The following is a 15,460-nucleotide window of genomic DNA, read 5'->3' as shown; positions in this document are numbered from 1 at the left end:
TCACCCATATCCCGCCCGCTGGCACTCTCCCCGCGAGAGTGCCAAGCGAGGTTCGTATTTTTGGAAGAGGGAGCAACCCATGAGTTTCCGTCCGCTGCACGATCGCGTGCTGGTGCGCCGCGTCGAAGCCGAGGAAAAGACCGCCGGCGGGATCATCATCCCCGACAGCGCCAAGGAAAAGCCTGCTGAAGGCGAAATCGTCGCCACCGGCACCGGCGCCCGCGCTGAAAACGGCACGATCACGCCGCTTGACGTCAAGGTTGGCGATCGCGTGCTGTTCGGCAAGTGGTCCGGCACCGAAGTCAAGGTCGCCGGTGAAGACCTCCTCATCATGAAGGAATCGGACATCCTCGGCGTCATCGGCTGAAGATAGTCCTCTTTCCCGTCCAGATATTCAAAGGAAACCGAAATGGCTGCCAAGGAAGTACGCTTTTCGCGCGACGCGCGCGAACGCATCCTCAAGGGCGTCGATATCCTCGCCGACGCGGTGAAGGTCACGCTCGGCCCCAAGGGCCGCAACGTCGTGATCGACAAGAGCTTCGGCGCGCCGCGCATCACCAAGGACGGTGTGTCGGTCGCCAAGGAAATCGAACTCAAGGACAAGTTCGAGAACATGGGCGCGCAGATGCTGCGCGAAGTGGCCAGCAAGGCCAACGACAAGGCCGGTGACGGCACCACCACCGCGACCGTGCTTGCCCAGTCTATCGTGCGCGAAGGCATGAAGTCGGTTGCCGCCGGCATCAACCCGATGGATCTGAAGCGCGGCATCGACATCGCCGTGACCAAGGTCGTCGAAGACCTGAAGGCCCGTTCGACCCCGGTCGCCGGTTCGGCTGAAATCGCGCAGGTCGGCATCATCTCGGCCAACGGCGACGTCGAAGTCGGCCAGAAGATCGCGGAAGCGATGGAAAAGGTCGGCAAGGAAGGCGTGATCACCGTGGAAGAGGCCAAGGGCCTCGAATTCGAACTCGATGTCGTCGAAGGCATGCAGTTCGACCGCGGCTATCTCTCGCCCTACTTCATCACCAACCCGGACAAGATGACGGTCGAACTCGAAAACCCGTACATCCTGATCCACGAGAAGAAGCTGTCGTCGCTGCAGGCGATGCTGCCGATCCTCGAAGCGGTGGTGCAGTCGGGCCGTCCGCTGCTGATCATCGCCGAAGACATCGAAGGCGAAGCGCTGGCGACCCTCGTGGTCAACAAGCTGCGCGGTGGCCTCAAGATCGCCGCCGTCAAGGCGCCGGGCTTCGGTGACCGTCGCAAGGCCATGCTGGGCGACATCGCCACGCTGACCGCCGGCGAGATGATCTCGGAAGACCTCGGCATCAAGCTGGAAAGCGTCACGCTCGCCATGCTCGGCCAGGCCAAGAAGGTCACCATCGACAAGGACAACACCACGATCGTCGACGGCGCCGGTTCGGCAGACGAGATCAAGGCCCGCGTCGAACAGATCCGCGCCCAGATCGAAGTCACCACCAGCGACTACGACCGCGAGAAGCTGCAGGAACGCCTGGCCAAGCTTGCTGGCGGCGTGGCCGTGATCAAGGTCGGCGGTGCGACCGAAGTCGAGGTGAAGGAACGCAAGGACCGCGTTGACGACGCCCTGCACGCCACCCGCGCTGCGGTGGAAGAAGGCATCGTCACGGGCGGTGGCACGGCGCTGCTTTACGCCACCCGCGCGCTCGACGGCCTGACCGGTGCCAACGAAGACCAGACCCGTGGCGTGGACATCGTCCGCAAGGCGATCACCGCCCCGGTCAAGCAGATCGCTGAAAACGCGGGCCACGATGGCGCCGTCGTCGCCGGCAAGCTGCTCGACCAGACGGACGAAGGCATCGGCTTCAACGCCGCGACCGACGTCTATGAAAACCTGAAGGCCGCTGGCGTGATCGACCCGACCAAGGTCGTCCGCACCGCGCTGCAGGATGCCGCGTCGGTCGCCGGCCTGCTGATCACCACCGAAGCGGCGATCAGCGAAAAGCCGGACGACAAGCCCGCGATGCCGCCGATGGGCGGTGGCATGGGCGGCATGGGCGGCATGGACTTCTAAGTCCGATACCGTTCAGTCCGAACACAGGATCGGGGCCGGGAGGGGAAACCTTCCTGGCCCTTTTCCTTGGGCGATTGGGTCGGGGGGCATCGGCCGGCACAAAGCCCACCCCGCTGCGGCTAACGCCACCCGCGGCGGCGCAAGCATCGCTCCCCTCCCGCCAGCGGGAGGGGCTGGGGTGGGCGCCCAACGCAAAAGGCCCCGCGCAGCGCGCGGGGCCTTCGTGTCTCCTTGAAACGGAGCGGCGTTCAGAGCTTGCCGGTCAGTTCCGGCACCAGCGTGAACAGGTCGCCCACGAGGCCGATATCGGCGACCTGGAAGATGGGGGCGTCCTCGTCCTTGTTGATGGCGATGATGGTCTTGGAATCCTTCATGCCGGCAAGGTGCTGGATGGCGCCGGAGATGCCGACGGCGATGTAGACTTCGGGGGCGACGATCTTGCCCGTCTGGCCCACCTGGTAGTCGTTGGGCACATAGCCCGCGTCCACCGCCGCGCGGCTCGCGCCCACGCCCGCGCCCAGCTTGTCCGCCAGCGGCACGATCGTCGCCGCGAACGTCTCTGCGTCCTTCAGCGCGCGCCCGCCCGAGACGATGATCTTGGCCGAGGTCAGTTCGGGCCGTTCGCTCTTGGCGATCTCCGAGCCCACGAAGCTGCTCGTCCCGGCATCGGCCGCGCCGCCCACGGCCGCGATGGCCGCGCTGCCGCCGTCCGCCGCCGCCTTGGCAAAGGCCGTGCCGCGCACCGTGATCACCAGCTTGGCGTCGCCGCTCTCCACCGTGGCAATGGCGTTGCCCGCGTAGATCGGCCGCGTGAACGTCTTCGGCCCTTCCACCGAGAGAATGTCCGAGATCTGCATCACGTCGAGCAGCGCCGCCACGCGCGGCGCCACGTTCTTGCCCGTCGTCGTCGCCGGCGCCACGAACGCGTCGTAGTCCGCCATCAGACCCGCCACCAGCGGCGCCACGTTCTCCGCCAGCGCGTGGGCCAGGCTCGCGTCATCGGCCGTGACCACCTTGGCCACGCCCGCGATCCGCGCCGCCGCCTGGGCCACGCCGTCCACGCCCGCGCCCGCCACCAGCAGCGTCACCTCGCCCAGCTGCGCCGCCGCGCTCACCGCCGACAGCGTCGCATCCTTCACCGCCGAACCATCGTGTTCGACCCATACCAGTGCCTTGGTCATCTCAGGCTACTCCCAGTTCCTTGAGCTTGGCCACCAGCGCGTCCACATCGGCCACCTTGATCCCCGCCGACCGCACCGGCGGCTCCGATACCTTCAGCGTCTTCAGGCGCGGGCTCGTGTCCACGCCGTAGTCCGCCGGCGTCTTGTTCGCGAGCGGCTTGCTCTTCGCCTTCATGATGTTCGGCAGGCTGGCATAGCGCGGCTCGTTCAGCCGCAGGTCCGTCGTCACCACCGCCGGCAGCGCCAGGCGCACCGTCTCCAGACCGCCGTCGATCTCGCGCTTCACCACCACGGCGTCGCCCTCGACCGTCACCTCGTTGGCGAAGGTGCCCTGCGGACGGCCCAGCAGCGCCGCCACCATCTGGCCCACCTGGTTCGAATCGTCGTCGATCGCCTGCTTGCCCGTGATGATCAGACCCGGCGCTTCCTCGTCCGCGATCCCCTTGACGATCTTCGCCACCGCCAGCGGCTCCACCTCGTCGTCCGACTGCACCAGGATCGCCCGGTCCGCGCCCATCGCCAAGGCCGTGCGCAGCGTCTCCTGCGCCTTCGCAGGCCCCACCGACACCGCCACGATCTCCGATACCACGCCCTTCTCCTTCAGGCGGATCGCTTCCTCAACCGCTATCTCGTCAAACGGGTTCATGCTCATCTTCACGTTCGCAAGATCAACACCCGTTCCATCACCCTTCACTCGCGGCTTCACGTTGTAATCAATCACCCGCTTCACGCAGACCAGGGCTTTCATCGCTTCAAAGCCTTTCCCAGTTGGATATGGTGGCGGCATAATTTGCGTTTACGCAAACGTCAATCTATCTGCCGCAAGCGTGGAAAGAAAATCGATCGGCCGATGGCAAACGCAGCATTCGCGGAGCCGGACCTTACCGGGTGCATCCTGGCTGAGCACCCCCCGAAACAGGAATGATCCCATGCAAGGCTTGGTGGCGGCGCTGCCGCGTCCTTGCGACCTTGGTGGAATAATACACGCACGATGCTTGCGTTGGCTGCCCAAGTCCAGCAGGGCGGAAAACGCGATGCCCATGATCGACTTCGATCGCCTTGAAGCAATTGTCCACCAGGCCGGACAGATGGCGCTTTCGCGCTGGCCCGGCCACGGACACGCGCTGGAAGTGTGGGACAAGACGCCGGGCAATCCGGTGTGCGAGGCGGACATCGCCGTCGATACCTATCTGAAGCGCGAACTGCACGCACTGCTGCCTTCCGCCGGCTGGCTGTCGGAGGAAACGGTCGATCACCCCGAGCGGCTGGAGCGCGGGCTGTGCTGGCTGGTCGATCCGATCGACGGCACGCGCGATTTCGTGCGCGGGCGTCCGGGGTGGGCGGTTTCCGTGGCACTCGTCAGCGGCGGCCGTCCACTGATCGGCATGATGAGCGCCCCGGCGCGCGACGAGTTCTGGCGGGCCACTGCCGGCAAGGGCGCCACCCGCAATGGCGTGGCGCTTCATGCGAGCAGCCGGACCGAGCTGACCGGATCGCGCGTGCCGGCCGATGCGCTGGCGGGAGTCGATGGCGACCTGGTGCTGGTGGACAAGCCCAATTCGATCGCGCTGCGTATCGCGATGGTCGCCGCCGATGAAGCGGACCTGCTGGCCACGCTGCGCTGGGGCTTCGAATGGGATGTGGCCGCCGCCGCGCTGATCGCGCGCGAGGCGGGCGCCACCACCACCGACGCCTTCGGGCAGCCGCTGGTCTTCAACAAGCGCGATCCGCGCGCGTTCGGGCTGCTGGTGACCGCCCCCGCGATTCACGCGGCGGCGGTGGACCGGCTGGCGGAACGGGCGGCCAGGCTCGCCTGACGCGCCCTTTCCGGGCCACTTCTCAGGCTTCTGCAAAATCCTCGGTGTCGATCGTCGGCAGCATCGCCCCGGCGTAACGGTGGCCGGCGACCGTCTGCTGGTTGATCAGCGCGTCCACTTCGGCGGCCACATCGGCGGGAAGGACCCAGTCCCAGCGGGCGATGTTCTCCTCGAGATGCGCGATCTTGCCGGTGCCAGGGATGGCGACGACATGCTCCCCGCGCGACAGCACCCAGGCGAGCGACAATTGCGCCGGTGTCACGCCCGCGCGGGTGGCGATGGCGTTGAACTGTTGCACCAGGCCGTAGTTGTGCGTCCAGTTATCGCCCTGGAAGCGTGGCATGGCGCGGCGGATGTCCTTTTCCTCCAGCGCCGCCGGGTCCGCCACGCCGTTGGCGAGAACGCCGCGCGCGACGGGCGAGAAGGCGACAAAGGTCGTGCCCAGTTCGCGGCAGGCTTCGAGTACGGCGATTTCCGCCTGGCGCGTCCACGGCGAATATTCGGTCTGCATCGCGGCGATGGGGTGGACGGCGGCGGCCTTGCGCAGCGTCTCGGCCGACATTTCGGACAGGCCGATCGCGCCGATCTTGCCCTCGCGCACAAGGTCCGCCATCGCGCCGACCGATTCCTCGATCGGCACGCTGAAATCGCGCCGGTGCATATAGTAGAGATCGATGTGGTCGGTCTGGAGCAGGCGCAGCGAGACTTCGAGTTCGCTGCGGATCGTATCGGGATGGCAATCGATCCCGCGCTTCTCCCCGCTGGCGAAGATGCCCATCTTGGAGGCGAGGAACACCTTGTCGCGCTTGCCCTTCAGCGCCTTGCCGACCTGCGTTTCGTTGTGGCCCAGGCCATAGAGGCGGGCGGTGTCGAAATGATCGTAGCCTACCTCTATCGCGCGATCGAGCAGGCGCAGCCCGTCCTCGTCGCTCGGGCGGCCGCCATAGGCCCAACTCAGCGACATGCAGCCGAGCCCCACGGGGTTGGTCGGGCGTCCGGCGATGGAGCGGCGTTGGATCGGCATGGCAGAATCTCCTTTGCCACGCCGATGCCAGCCGGGCGCGCGGAACGTCAACCCGGCTGGTTCGGAATCATGCCATCAGGGTCGCATCATTGTCCCGAGCGGGCGCGCGCCACGTCATCCTGCGAGATCGGCACGATCTTGATCTCGACGCGGCGGTTGGCCGAACGGCCCGCCTCGGTATCGTTCGAGGCGACCGGCTGCGTCTCGCCGAAGCCCTGGCTGCGGATGCGCGAATAGGACACCCCGCGCGAGGTCAGGTAATCGGCCACCGCGCGGGCGCGGCGTTCCGAAAGGGCCTGGTTGTAGGCGTCCGATCCGGTCGAATCCGTGTGGCCGTACACGTCGATCAGGCTGTCCGGATACTGGTTGAGCGATTGCGCCACCTTGTCCAGCGTATCGCGGAACGTGGGCTTGATCGCCGAACTGTCGGTATCGAACGTCACGCCGTTGGGCAGGTTGACGAGAATGGCCGAGCCGTTGTCGGTCGGCGTCACGTCCACGCCGCTGCCGGCGGTGGATTCGCGCAGCTGCTTGATCTGCTTGTCCATCGAATAGCCCACCGCGGCGCCGGCGATGCCGCCGATGCCCGCGCCCAGGATGCGGCCGGTCTTGCCGCCGATCAGGCCGCCCAGCAGCATGCCGCCCAGCGCGCCCCCGACGCCGCCGATGGCGGTGCGCGATACCTTCTTCTCGCCCGTGTTGGGATCGGTGACGCAGGCCGAGAGGCTGACGAGCGACACCGCGCACAGGCTCGAAACGAGGACCCGACGAATCTTCATGTTGTATTCCCCTTCTTGCGACGCTTCGCCCCGGCCGCTCTCTCCCGCGGCGGTGAACCGGCGTGATTAACCTACATCGACCTGATTACGCACCGCCAGTCTGAACTGTTCCCGAACGGTGGGACTTCGCGAATGGCGATGAATCTGCTAGCGGACAGGGCGTGACACCTTTTCCCTGGCCTGACGTCTTCGTCATCGTGGGCCTCGTCGTGCTCAATGGCCTGTTTTCCATGTCGGAACTGGCGATCGTTTCCGCGCGTCCGGCGCGTCTGAAGGTTGCGGCCGAGGCCGGCAGCCGGGGCGCGCGCACCGCGCTGGAGCTGGCGGCCGATCCCGGCAAGTTCCTTTCGACCGTGCAGATCGGCATCACCCTCGTCGGCATCGTTGCCGGCGCCTATTCGGGCGCGAGCCTGGGCGGCCCGGTGGGCGAGCGACTGGCGGCGGCGGGCGTGCCCGCGCGCTATGCCGGCGAGGCGGGCTTCATCCTGGTCATCGCGATCACCACCTACCTCAGCCTCGTCGTCGGGGAACTGGTGCCCAAGCAGCTGGCGCTACGCGCGGCGGAACCGATCGCCATCGTCGCCGCGCGCCCGATGGTGCTGATCGCCCGCATCAACGCGCCGTTCGTGTGGGCGCTGGACCGCTCGTCCGGCCTGCTGCTGCGCCTGCTGCGGTTGAACAAGGGCGCCGAGCAGGAAGTCACGGCGGAGGAACTCCAGATGATCTTCGCCGAGGCCACCCGCTCCGGCGTGATCGAGGAGGACGAGCGCGCGCTGATGACCAGCGTGATGCGGCTGGCCGAGCGCCCGGTGCGCGAGGTGATGACGCCGCGCACCGAACTGCACTGGATCGAGCGCAAGGCGAGCGAGGCGGAAATCCGCGCCGCGATTGAGGACAGCCCGCATTCGCTGCTGCTGGTGGCAGACGGTTCGGTCGACCGGATCGTGGGCGTGGCCAAGGTGCGCGACGTGCTGTCGGTGCTGCTGCGCGGGCGCAAGATCATGCTGACGCGGCTGATGAAGAAGCCGGCGATCGTGCCCGACCAGCTCGACACCATGGATGCGTTGCGCGTGATCCAGCAGGCCGAAGTCGCGCTGGCGCTGGTGCATGACGAATACGGCCATCTGGAAGGCATCGTCACCCCGGCGGACCTGCTGGCGGCGATCGCCGGCAATTTCGTGGGCCACGGCGACGAGGGCGATGCGCCGATGATCGTGGAGCGCGACGACGGTTCGCTGCTGATCGCCGGGGCGCTGCCCGCCGACGCGCTGGGCGACCGGCTGGCGATCGACCTGCCCGAAGACCGCGATTACGCCACCGCCGCGGGCTATGTGTTGTCGGTGCTCAAGCACCTGCCGACGGAGGGCGAACATTTCGCCGAGCAGGGCTGGCGCTTCGAGATCGTCGACATGGACGGCCGCAAGATCGACAAGGTGCTGGTGAGCCGGATCAAGGCCGCGCATCCCGAAAAGGCGGAGCTGGACGGGTAGAGCGTGACGGCTTCAGGTTGACCTGCTTCGTCATTGCGAGCGTTAGCGAAGCAATCCAGGGCACCACGTGGGGCTCTGGATTGCCGCGGGGCTTCGCCCCTCGCAATGACGATCCACGGGATGACGCGCTGCAGGCGGCACGCCGCCTCCGCAACCGCAAACGAAAAGGGCGGCCCCGAAGGACCGCCCTTTGCTGTTTCTGTCCGGAAGACCGGAAGAAGATTACTTGAGCTCGACGGTGCCGCCGGCTTCCTCGATCTTCTTCTTGATTTCTTCGGCTTCCGCCTTCGAAACGCCTTCCTTGACGGCCTTCGGCGCGCCTTCGACCAGCGCCTTGGCTTCGGTCAGGCCCAGGTTGGTGATCGCGCGGACTTCCTTGATGACCTGGATCTTCTTGCCACCGTCGCCCGTCAGGATGACGTCGAATTCGGTCTTTTCTTCAGCGGCGGCAGCTTCGCCACCGGCAGCCGGAGCGGCGGCAACGGCAACGGCGGCAGCGGCGGAAACGCCCCATGCTTCTTCCAGGGCCTTGGCGAGGTCAGCGGCCTCGAGGACGGTCAGCTTCGACAGTTCTTCAACAAGCTTGGCGATATCGGCCATGATATTTCACTCCTGATTTCGTGGCGCCCGGCGCGGCGCGCCGGACGAAAATCGTTTCGATACGTCTTACGCGGCTTCTTTGGCGTAGGCGCCGAAGACACGGGCCAGCTTCGCCGCCGGAGCGGTGGTGAGCTGGGCGATCTTCGTGGCCGGAGCCTGGATGAGGCCGATAAGCTTGGCGCGCAGTTCGTCGAGCGACGGCATCGAGGCGAGCGCCTTGACCCCTTCCGCATCGAGAATCTGGCCACCCATCGCGCCGCCGACAATTTCGATCTTGTCGGTGGTCTTGGCGAATTCGATCACCGCCTTGGCGGCGGCAACCGGATCGGCCGAGGCAGCGATCGCCGTCGGACCGGTGAGGAAATCACCAATGCCTTCGTAATCGGTGCCCGCGACGGCAAGCTTGGCAAGACGGTTCTTCGCAACCTTGTAAGTCGCGCCCGCTTCCCGGATCTTCGTGCGCAGGGCGGTGGACTGGGCCACCGTCATGCCGAGGTTGCGGGTGATGACCACCGCGCCGGCCTCGGAGAAGACCGAGTTCAGGAACGCGACCGATTCGGCTTTCTGCGAACGATCCATGCCTTACTCCTTCACAATGGCCGCCCGGGACAGGCCCGGAACGGCCGGCTACGTTTGCTTGCCCCTGCGGATGCAGGGGTCGATGCCCCACAGAGGAGCACCGGCGAGTCCGTTGACAAGGGAAGGAGGTGCGCCCGAAAGCGCGGCTGGCACCACGATCCGCGGGGCGGAACGCCGGGCCAAGGGGCACGCGGCCCCGGAAACTCTTTTCCCCGCCTAGGCTGGAGATTAAGCGGGAAGCCCGCACCAGCTGTCTCGGACGGATGATGTCGGGACTTGCGCCCTTCGATCAGGGGCGGGCCAATAGCAGGACGGGGCGCCGAGTCAAGGCTGGAGTCCCCGTGGCAAGGGCCGGAGGCCGCGCGGTGCGGTCACTCCGCCTCGCCCCGGTAGCCCAGCAGATCGCCCGGCTGGCATCCCAGTTCCTGGCAGATGGCTTCCAGCGTCGAGAAGCGGATCGCCTTGGCCTTGCCGGTTTTGAGGATGGACAGGTTGGCGAGCGTCATGTCGACCCGCTCGGCCAGTTGGGTGAGCGTCATACCCCTGGCCTGGAGCAGTTCGTCGAGCTTGACCACGACCGGCATCACACGGTTCCTTTCAGATCGTCGCGCATCCGCGCCCCTTCGCGAAAGACGCGGGCGAGAATGAACAGCACGATCGCCAGCAGGAACGATCCCGGCGAGATATCGAAGTCCGCCGTGGCGTTGCCGATCATGCCGGCCAGCCACACGCCCATCGCGCCGACGGGCCACGACATACCTTCCACCGCCAGCGTCAGCCAGCCCATGCGGGTCAAGCGCCGGGCGTTGGCGGGGATGAAGGGATCGCCGGCGCCCACGCTGTCGATGATGCGCCGCAGGTCGAGCAGGAACAGGAAGGCTGCGCCGGCCATTGCGGCGATCAGCAGCAGGATCACGGCGAGGCCTAGAATGGTCTGGGTGCTGGCGGCGTGGCCGGTTTCCGAGGCGATGCCGGCGAGCACGTCGGCTCGGAACAGGACGATGGCCGGGGCGCCGAGCAGGCTGGTCACGCCGATCAGGGCTGCGAGGCCGAGGCCGGCGGTGACGATCAGGCGCCCCGCCGTCAGCAGGGGGTCGCGGGGGCGAAGAGACATGGTGGTGGTTTCCTCGTTGATAGGGTCAGGCGAGCGTCGGCAGCGGCAACGTGGGGGCAAGCGCCTGGCGCGGTCCCGATGCGGTGGCGGTGGCAAGCGCTGGAAGGAGCAGCAGCAGCGCGCAGGCGAGCGGCACGATGGCGGTGCGCGATCCTGCAAGGCGAGGGCTGGGCATGGGGACTTCTCCAGGTGGTCGATATCGATATTCAATAAGAGTATCTATTCTTATCGTCAATCAATAATATCGAAAATCGATATGTAGGTCGCGTCGAACTGCGGCCACCCCTTTGACAGCGCGCGATCGCCTCCCTATATGGCCTTTCACAACCGGCGCTTCGAGCAAGGCTTTCCCATACGCGGGGGACGGCACAAGGAAGGAAGCGCGCGGGTTTATCTGACGCGAAGGCTGCTGGCCGGGTTCCCGAATCGGGTGCCGTGCCGTGCGGCCTTTTCGCGTTTGATGCGCCAACGCCGCGTTTGGCACCGTTTCGCCGGGTTCGCCCGGCCTTTGATAGAGCGAAGAGGCAGAACTCCTCCATGGCGACCAAGGCTCCCGCACGCCCCGGCGTGAAGAAGCGCATCCGCAAGATCTTCGGCGACATCCACGAAGTCGTGCAGATGCCGAACCTGATCGAGGTTCAGCGCGAATCCTACGAGCAGTTCCTGCGCTCCGATCCGGCCACGGGCTATGTCTCGGGCCTGGAAAAGACGCTGCGGTCGGTGTTCCCGATCCAGGACTTCGCCGGCACCGCCAGCCTCGATATCAAGGAGCGCGACGGCTACGTGCTCGAGGCGCCGAAGTACGACGTCAACGAATGCCGCCAGCGCGGCATCACCTATGCCGCGCCGATGAAGGTGACGCTCAAGCTGGCGACCTTCGAGGTCGACGCCGAGACCGAAACCAAGTCGCTCATCGATATCAAGGAGCAGGACGTCTACATGGGCGATATCCCGCTCATGACCGACAACGGCACCTTCTTCATCAACGGGACCGAGCGCGTCATCGTGTCGCAGATGCACCGTTCGCCGGGCGTCCTGTTCGACCATGACCGCGGCAAGACGCACTCGTCGGGCAAGTACCTCTTCGCCGCCCGTGTGATCCCCTATCGCGGTTCGTGGCTCGATTTCGAGTTCGACGCCAAGGACATCGTCAACGTCCGCATCGACCGTAAGCGCAAGCTGCCGGTCACGGCGCTGCTCTATGCGCTGGGCCTCAACGGCGAGCAGATCCTCGACTATTTCTACGACAAGGTCACCTGGGCGCGCGGCGAAGGCGGCTGGCGCGTGCCGTTCGTGCTGGAGCAGTGGCGCGGCGCGAAGCCGGCGTTCGACATCGTCGACGCCAAGTCGGGCGAGGTGATCTTCCCCGCCGGCCAGAAGATCAGCCCGCGCGCGGCCAACAAGGCGGCCAAGGACGGGCTTGAGGAACTGCTGATCCCGACCGAGGAAATCTTCGGCCGCTATTCGGCCAAGGACCTGATCGACGAATCGACTGGCCGCATCTGGATCGAGGCGGGCGACGAAGTCAGCCCCGAGAACCTCGAAGTGCTCGACAAGGCGGGCGTCGACCGGCTCGAGCTGCTCGACATCGACCACGTCAACACCGGTCCGTGGATCCGCAACACGATGAAGGCCGACAAGGCCGAGGACCGCGACCAGGCGCTGGCCGACATCTACCGCGTGATGCGCCCCGGCGAGCCGCCGACGCGCGAAACCGCCGAAGCGCTGTTCGATGGCCTGTTCTTCGACGCCGACCGCTATGACCTTTCGGCCGTGGGCCGCGTCAAGCTCAACATGCGCCTTGGCCTCGACTGCCCCGACACGGTCACCACCCTGCGCACCGACGATATCCTCGCGGTGGTCAAGGAACTGGTGAACCTGAAGGACGGCAAGGGCGAAGTCGACGACATCGACAACCTCGGCAACCGCCGCGTGCGTTCGGTGGGCGAGCTGCTGGAGAACCAGTACCGCGTCGGCCTGCTGCGCATGGAACGCGCGGTGAAGGAGCGCATGTCGTCGGTCGACGTCTCGACCGTGATGCCGAACGACCTGATCAACGCCAAGCCCGCTGTGGCTGCGGTGCGCGAGTTCTTCGGCTCGTCGCAGCTCTCGCAGTTCATGGACCAGACCAACCCGCTGTCCGAAGTGACGCACAAGCGCCGCGTTTCGGCGCTTGGGCCGGGCGGTCTTACCCGCGAACGCGCGGGCTTCGAAGTCCGCGACGTTCACCCGACCCACTATGGCCGCATCTGCCCGATCGAAACGCCGGAAGGCCCGAACATCGGTCTGATCAACTCGCTGTCCACCTTCGCCCGCGTGAACAAGTACGGCTTCATCGAAACGCCGTACCGCAAGGTCGTGGACGGCAAGGTGACCAAGGAGGTCGTGTACCTCTCGGCCATGGAAGAGCAGAAGCACACCGTGGCGCAGGCTTCGGCCGAAACCACGGCCGACGGCTCGTTCGTCGAGGAACTCGTCTCGGCGCGCCAGAACGGCGAATTCGTGATGGCTCCGCGCGACACGATCACGCTGATGGACGTCAGCCCCAAGCAGCTCGTTTCGGTGGCCGCCTCGCTCATTCCGTTCCTGGAAAACGACGACGCCAACCGCGCGCTGATGGGCTCGAACATGCAGCGCCAGGCGGTGCCGCTGGTCAAGGCTGACGCGCCGTTCGTGGGCACCGGCATGGAAGAGACCGTGGCGCGCGATTCGGGCGCCGCGATCGCGGCGCTGCGCGGCGGCATCGTCGACCAGGTCGACGCGACGCGTATCGTCATCCGCGCTTCGGGCGATGTCGAACCCGGCCAGTCGGGCGTGGACATCTACACGCTGCAGAAGTTCCAGCGTTCGAACCAGAACACCTGCATCAACCAGCGTCCGCTGGTGAAGGTGGGCGACGTGGTCGAAAAGGGCGACGTGCTGGCCGACGGTCCCTCGACCGATCTCGGCGAGCTGGCGCTCGGCCGGAACACGCTCGTCGCGTTCATGCCCTGGAACGGCTACAACTACGAAGACTCGATCCTGATCTCCGAACGGATCGTGAAGGACGACGTGTTCACCTCGATCCACATCGAGGAGTTCGAGGTCATGGCCCGCGACACCAAGCTGGGGCCGGAAGACATCACGCGCGACATCCCCAACGTCGGCGAGGAAGCGCTGCGCAACCTCGACGAGGCGGGCATCGTCTACATCGGCGCCGAAGTGCATCCGGGCGACATTCTGGTCGGCAAGATCACCCCCAAGGGTGAATCGCCGATGACCCCGGAAGAAAAGCTGCTGCGCGCGATCTTCGGCGAAAAGGCCAGCGACGTGCGCGACACCTCGCTCCGCCTGCCACCGGGCGTTTCGGGCACGATCGTCGAAGTGCGCGTGTTCAACCGCCACGGCATCGAGATCGACGACCGTACCCGCGCCATCCAGAACGAGGAAATCGAACGCCTCGCCAAGGACCGCGAGGACGAACGCGCGATCCTCAACCGCGCCACCTTCAACCGTCTGCGCGACATGCTGCTCGGCCAGGTGGCCGCGGCCGCGCCGAAGGGCCTGAAGAAGGGCATCGAGATCGACGAGCAGGTGCTTGCCGATGTCGAACGCCACGAATGGTGGAAGTTCGCGGTGGCCGACGATGCGCGCCAGGCGCAGCTTGAAGCGGTCAAGGCGCAGTACGACGAGACCGTCAAGGCGATCCAGGAGAAGTTCGAGGACCGCAAGGAAAAGCTCGAACGCGGCGACGAACTCGCTCCGGGCGTGCTCAAGATGGTCAAGGTCTTCGTCGCGGTGAAGCGCAAGCTGCAGCCGGGCGACAAGATGGCCGGCCGTCACGGCAACAAGGGCGTCATCAGCCGCATCCTGCCGATCGAGGACATGCCGTTCCTGGAAGATGGCACCCACGTCGACATCGTGCTGAACCCGCTGGGCGTCCCTTCGCGCATGAACGTCGGGCAGATCTTCGAGACCCACCTGGGCTGGGCCGCGCGCGGCCTGGGCCAGCAGATCAAGCACGCGCTTGAGGACTGGCGCTATGCCAATCCCAATCCGGAAGCGGCCGCGCCGCCGAGCGTGCTGATCGACAAGCTCAAGGACGTGTACGGCGAGCAGTATCACGCCGATATCGACAGCCGGAACACGGCCGAGATCGTCGAGCTGGCCGAGAACCTGAAGGCCGGCGTACCCATGGGCACCCCGGTGTTCGACGGCGCGCGCGAATCCGACATCTCGGCGATGCTGACCAAGGCCGGTCTCGACACCTCGGGCCAGTCCACGCTCTATGACGGGCGCACGGGCGAAGCCTTCGACCGCAAGGTCACGGTGGGCATCATCTACATGCTGAAGCTGCACCACCTGGTCGACGACAAGATCCACGCGCGTTCGATCGGGCCGTACAGCCTCGTCACCCAGCAGCCGCTGGGCGGCAAGGCCCAGTTCGGTGGCCAGCGCTTCGGGGAAATGGAGGTCTGGGCGCTCCAGGCCTACGGCGCGGCCTATACGCTGCAGGAAATGCTGACGGTGAAGTCGGACGACGTGGTCGGCCGCACCAAGGTCTACGAAGCGATCGTCAAGGGCGACGACACCTTCGAGGCCGGCATTCCCGAAAGCTTCAACGTGCTCGTCAAGGAAATGCGCTCGCTGGGCCTCAACGTCGAACTGTCGTCGCTGGACGATCAGGAAGACGACGACGGCCTTGCAGAGGCGGCGGAGTAAAGGGACTTCGCATCGCCCCTCCCGCTTGCGGGAGGGGATCGGGGTGGGCCGACCAGGCGCCACCCCGGCACCAGACCCACCCCTAACCCCTCCCGCGATCGGGAGGGGGATAAAGGAAGAAA

The 15,460-nt window shown here is 66.0% G+C and carries 14 protein-coding genes; 5 read left to right on the top strand and 9 right to left on the bottom strand.

Translation table 11 applies throughout. From position 1 onward, the window contains the following. The first annotated feature begins 79 nt into the window (after nucleotides 1-79). Both groES and groL read left to right on the top strand, forming a co-directional pair. Nucleotides 80-367: a co-chaperone GroES gene (groES, locus tag F1640_RS09175; protein ID WP_124810632.1), complete on the top strand. Its 288-nt coding sequence runs from the start codon at nucleotides 80-82 to the stop codon at nucleotides 365-367. Between the two features lie 42 nt (nucleotides 368-409). Beyond that, nucleotides 410-2,053, top strand: a complete 1,644-nt coding sequence (gene groL, locus F1640_RS09170; RefSeq protein WP_194918831.1) for a chaperonin GroEL — start codon at nucleotides 410-412, stop codon at nucleotides 2,051-2,053. A gap of 248 nt (nucleotides 2,054-2,301) precedes the next feature. On the opposite strand, the gene F1640_RS09165 is transcribed toward groL, so the two are convergent. Both F1640_RS09165 and F1640_RS09160 read right to left on the bottom strand, forming a co-directional pair. Continuing rightward, a complete protein-coding gene (locus F1640_RS09165) occupies nucleotides 2,302-3,234 on the bottom strand; it encodes an electron transfer flavoprotein subunit alpha/FixB family protein (RefSeq protein WP_194918829.1) in 933 nt (310 codons plus the stop codon). Nucleotide 3,235: 1 nt separating this feature from the next. Next, the gene (locus F1640_RS09160; RefSeq protein WP_194918827.1) at nucleotides 3,236-3,982 is read right to left on the bottom strand and encodes an electron transfer flavoprotein subunit beta/FixA family protein; all 747 of its coding nucleotides are present in this window, start codon (nucleotides 3,980-3,982) and stop codon (nucleotides 3,236-3,238) included. A gap of 292 nt (nucleotides 3,983-4,274) precedes the next feature. Here F1640_RS09160 and F1640_RS09155 point away from each other — a divergent pair, with 292 nt between their 5' ends. Further along, on the top strand, nucleotides 4,275-5,051 hold the full coding sequence (locus F1640_RS09155; protein ID WP_124808235.1) for a 3'(2'),5'-bisphosphate nucleotidase CysQ: 777 nt from the start codon (nucleotides 4,275-4,277) through the stop codon (nucleotides 5,049-5,051). 22 nt (nucleotides 5,052-5,073) lie between these two features. Here the strand turns inward: F1640_RS09155 and F1640_RS09150 are convergent, their stop codons facing one another. After that, nucleotides 5,074-6,075, bottom strand: a complete 1,002-nt coding sequence (locus tag F1640_RS09150) for an aldo/keto reductase (protein WP_194918825.1) — start codon at nucleotides 6,073-6,075, stop codon at nucleotides 5,074-5,076. 86 nt (nucleotides 6,076-6,161) lie between these two features. Then, complete coding sequence (locus tag F1640_RS09145; protein WP_124808062.1) at nucleotides 6,162-6,854, bottom strand: OmpA family protein; 693 nt, start codon at nucleotides 6,852-6,854, stop codon at nucleotides 6,162-6,164. Between the two features lie 161 nt (nucleotides 6,855-7,015). Between F1640_RS09145 and F1640_RS09140 the strand changes: the two genes are divergently transcribed. Beyond that, nucleotides 7,016-8,344 (top strand): hemolysin family protein, encoded by a 1,329-nt coding sequence (locus F1640_RS09140; protein ID WP_124808063.1) that lies wholly within the window; start codon nucleotides 7,016-7,018, stop codon nucleotides 8,342-8,344. Nucleotides 8,345-8,566: 222 nt separating this feature from the next. Here the strand turns inward: F1640_RS09140 and rplL are convergent, their stop codons facing one another. The 5 genes from rplL to F1640_RS09115 all read right to left on the bottom strand — a co-directional run bounded on the left by rplL (nucleotide 8,567) and on the right by F1640_RS09115 (nucleotide 10,812). Further along, a complete protein-coding gene (gene rplL, locus F1640_RS09135) occupies nucleotides 8,567-8,944 on the bottom strand; it encodes a 50S ribosomal protein L7/L12 (RefSeq protein WP_124808064.1) in 378 nt (125 codons plus the stop codon). Between the two features lie 66 nt (nucleotides 8,945-9,010). Continuing rightward, complete coding sequence (gene rplJ / locus F1640_RS09130; RefSeq protein ID WP_194918822.1) at nucleotides 9,011-9,523, bottom strand: 50S ribosomal protein L10; 513 nt, start codon at nucleotides 9,521-9,523, stop codon at nucleotides 9,011-9,013. A gap of 371 nt (nucleotides 9,524-9,894) precedes the next feature. Beyond that, the gene (locus tag F1640_RS09125; RefSeq protein WP_124808066.1) at nucleotides 9,895-10,107 is read right to left on the bottom strand and encodes a helix-turn-helix transcriptional regulator; all 213 of its coding nucleotides are present in this window, start codon (nucleotides 10,105-10,107) and stop codon (nucleotides 9,895-9,897) included. Then, entirely contained in the window at nucleotides 10,107-10,637 is a 531-nt protein-coding gene (locus tag F1640_RS09120; protein ID WP_194918820.1) for a DUF2975 domain-containing protein, read from the bottom strand. Before F1640_RS09120 ends, F1640_RS09125 begins: the two co-directional genes overlap by 1 nt. Nucleotides 10,638-10,662: 25 nt before the next feature. After that, nucleotides 10,663-10,812, bottom strand: coding sequence for a hypothetical protein (locus F1640_RS09115; protein WP_190287126.1), 150 nt, complete (start codon nucleotides 10,810-10,812; stop codon nucleotides 10,663-10,665). A gap of 362 nt (nucleotides 10,813-11,174) precedes the next feature. Between F1640_RS09115 and rpoB the strand changes: the two genes are divergently transcribed. Further along, entirely contained in the window at nucleotides 11,175-15,338 is a 4,164-nt protein-coding gene (gene rpoB / locus F1640_RS09110; protein WP_124808068.1) for a DNA-directed RNA polymerase subunit beta, read from the top strand. Nucleotides 15,339-15,460: the final 122 nt, after the last annotated feature.

The organism is Novosphingobium sp. NBM11, from assembly GCF_015390225.1.
Taxonomy (GTDB): Bacteria; Pseudomonadota; Alphaproteobacteria; order Sphingomonadales; family Sphingomonadaceae; genus Novosphingobium.
Note: the sequence above shows the minus strand (reverse complement) of the source record. Positions and strands in the feature narration are given on the sequence as shown.

Bases quoted from the DNA above. Each gene is read 5' to 3' on its own strand.
- groES (WP_124810632.1), top strand. From the start codon at position 80: ATGAGTTTCCGTCCGCTGCACGATCGCGTGCTGGTGCGCCGCGTCGAA.
- groL (WP_194918831.1), top strand. From the start codon at position 410: ATGGCTGCCAAGGAAGTACGCTTTTCGCGCGACGCGCGCGAACGCATC.
- F1640_RS09165 (WP_194918829.1), bottom strand. From the start codon at position 3,234: ATGACCAAGGCACTGGTATGGGTCGAACACGATGGTTCGGCGGTGAAG.
- F1640_RS09160 (WP_194918827.1), bottom strand. From the start codon at position 3,982: ATGAAAGCCCTGGTCTGCGTGAAGCGGGTGATTGATTACAACGTGAAG.
- F1640_RS09155 (WP_124808235.1), top strand. From the start codon at position 4,275: ATGATCGACTTCGATCGCCTTGAAGCAATTGTCCACCAGGCCGGACAG.
- F1640_RS09150 (WP_194918825.1), bottom strand. From the start codon at position 6,075: ATGCCGATCCAACGCCGCTCCATCGCCGGACGCCCGACCAACCCCGTG.
- F1640_RS09145 (WP_124808062.1), bottom strand. From the start codon at position 6,854: ATGAAGATTCGTCGGGTCCTCGTTTCGAGCCTGTGCGCGGTGTCGCTC.
- rplL (WP_124808064.1), bottom strand. From the start codon at position 8,944: ATGGCCGATATCGCCAAGCTTGTTGAAGAACTGTCGAAGCTGACCGTC.
- rplJ (WP_194918822.1), bottom strand. From the start codon at position 9,523: ATGGATCGTTCGCAGAAAGCCGAATCGGTCGCGTTCCTGAACTCGGTC.
- F1640_RS09125 (WP_124808066.1), bottom strand. From the start codon at position 10,107: ATGCCGGTCGTGGTCAAGCTCGACGAACTGCTCCAGGCCAGGGGTATG.
- F1640_RS09120 (WP_194918820.1), bottom strand. From the start codon at position 10,637: ATGTCTCTTCGCCCCCGCGACCCCCTGCTGACGGCGGGGCGCCTGATC.
- F1640_RS09115 (WP_190287126.1), bottom strand. From the start codon at position 10,812: ATGCCCAGCCCTCGCCTTGCAGGATCGCGCACCGCCATCGTGCCGCTC.
- rpoB (WP_124808068.1), top strand. From the start codon at position 11,175: ATGGCGACCAAGGCTCCCGCACGCCCCGGCGTGAAGAAGCGCATCCGC.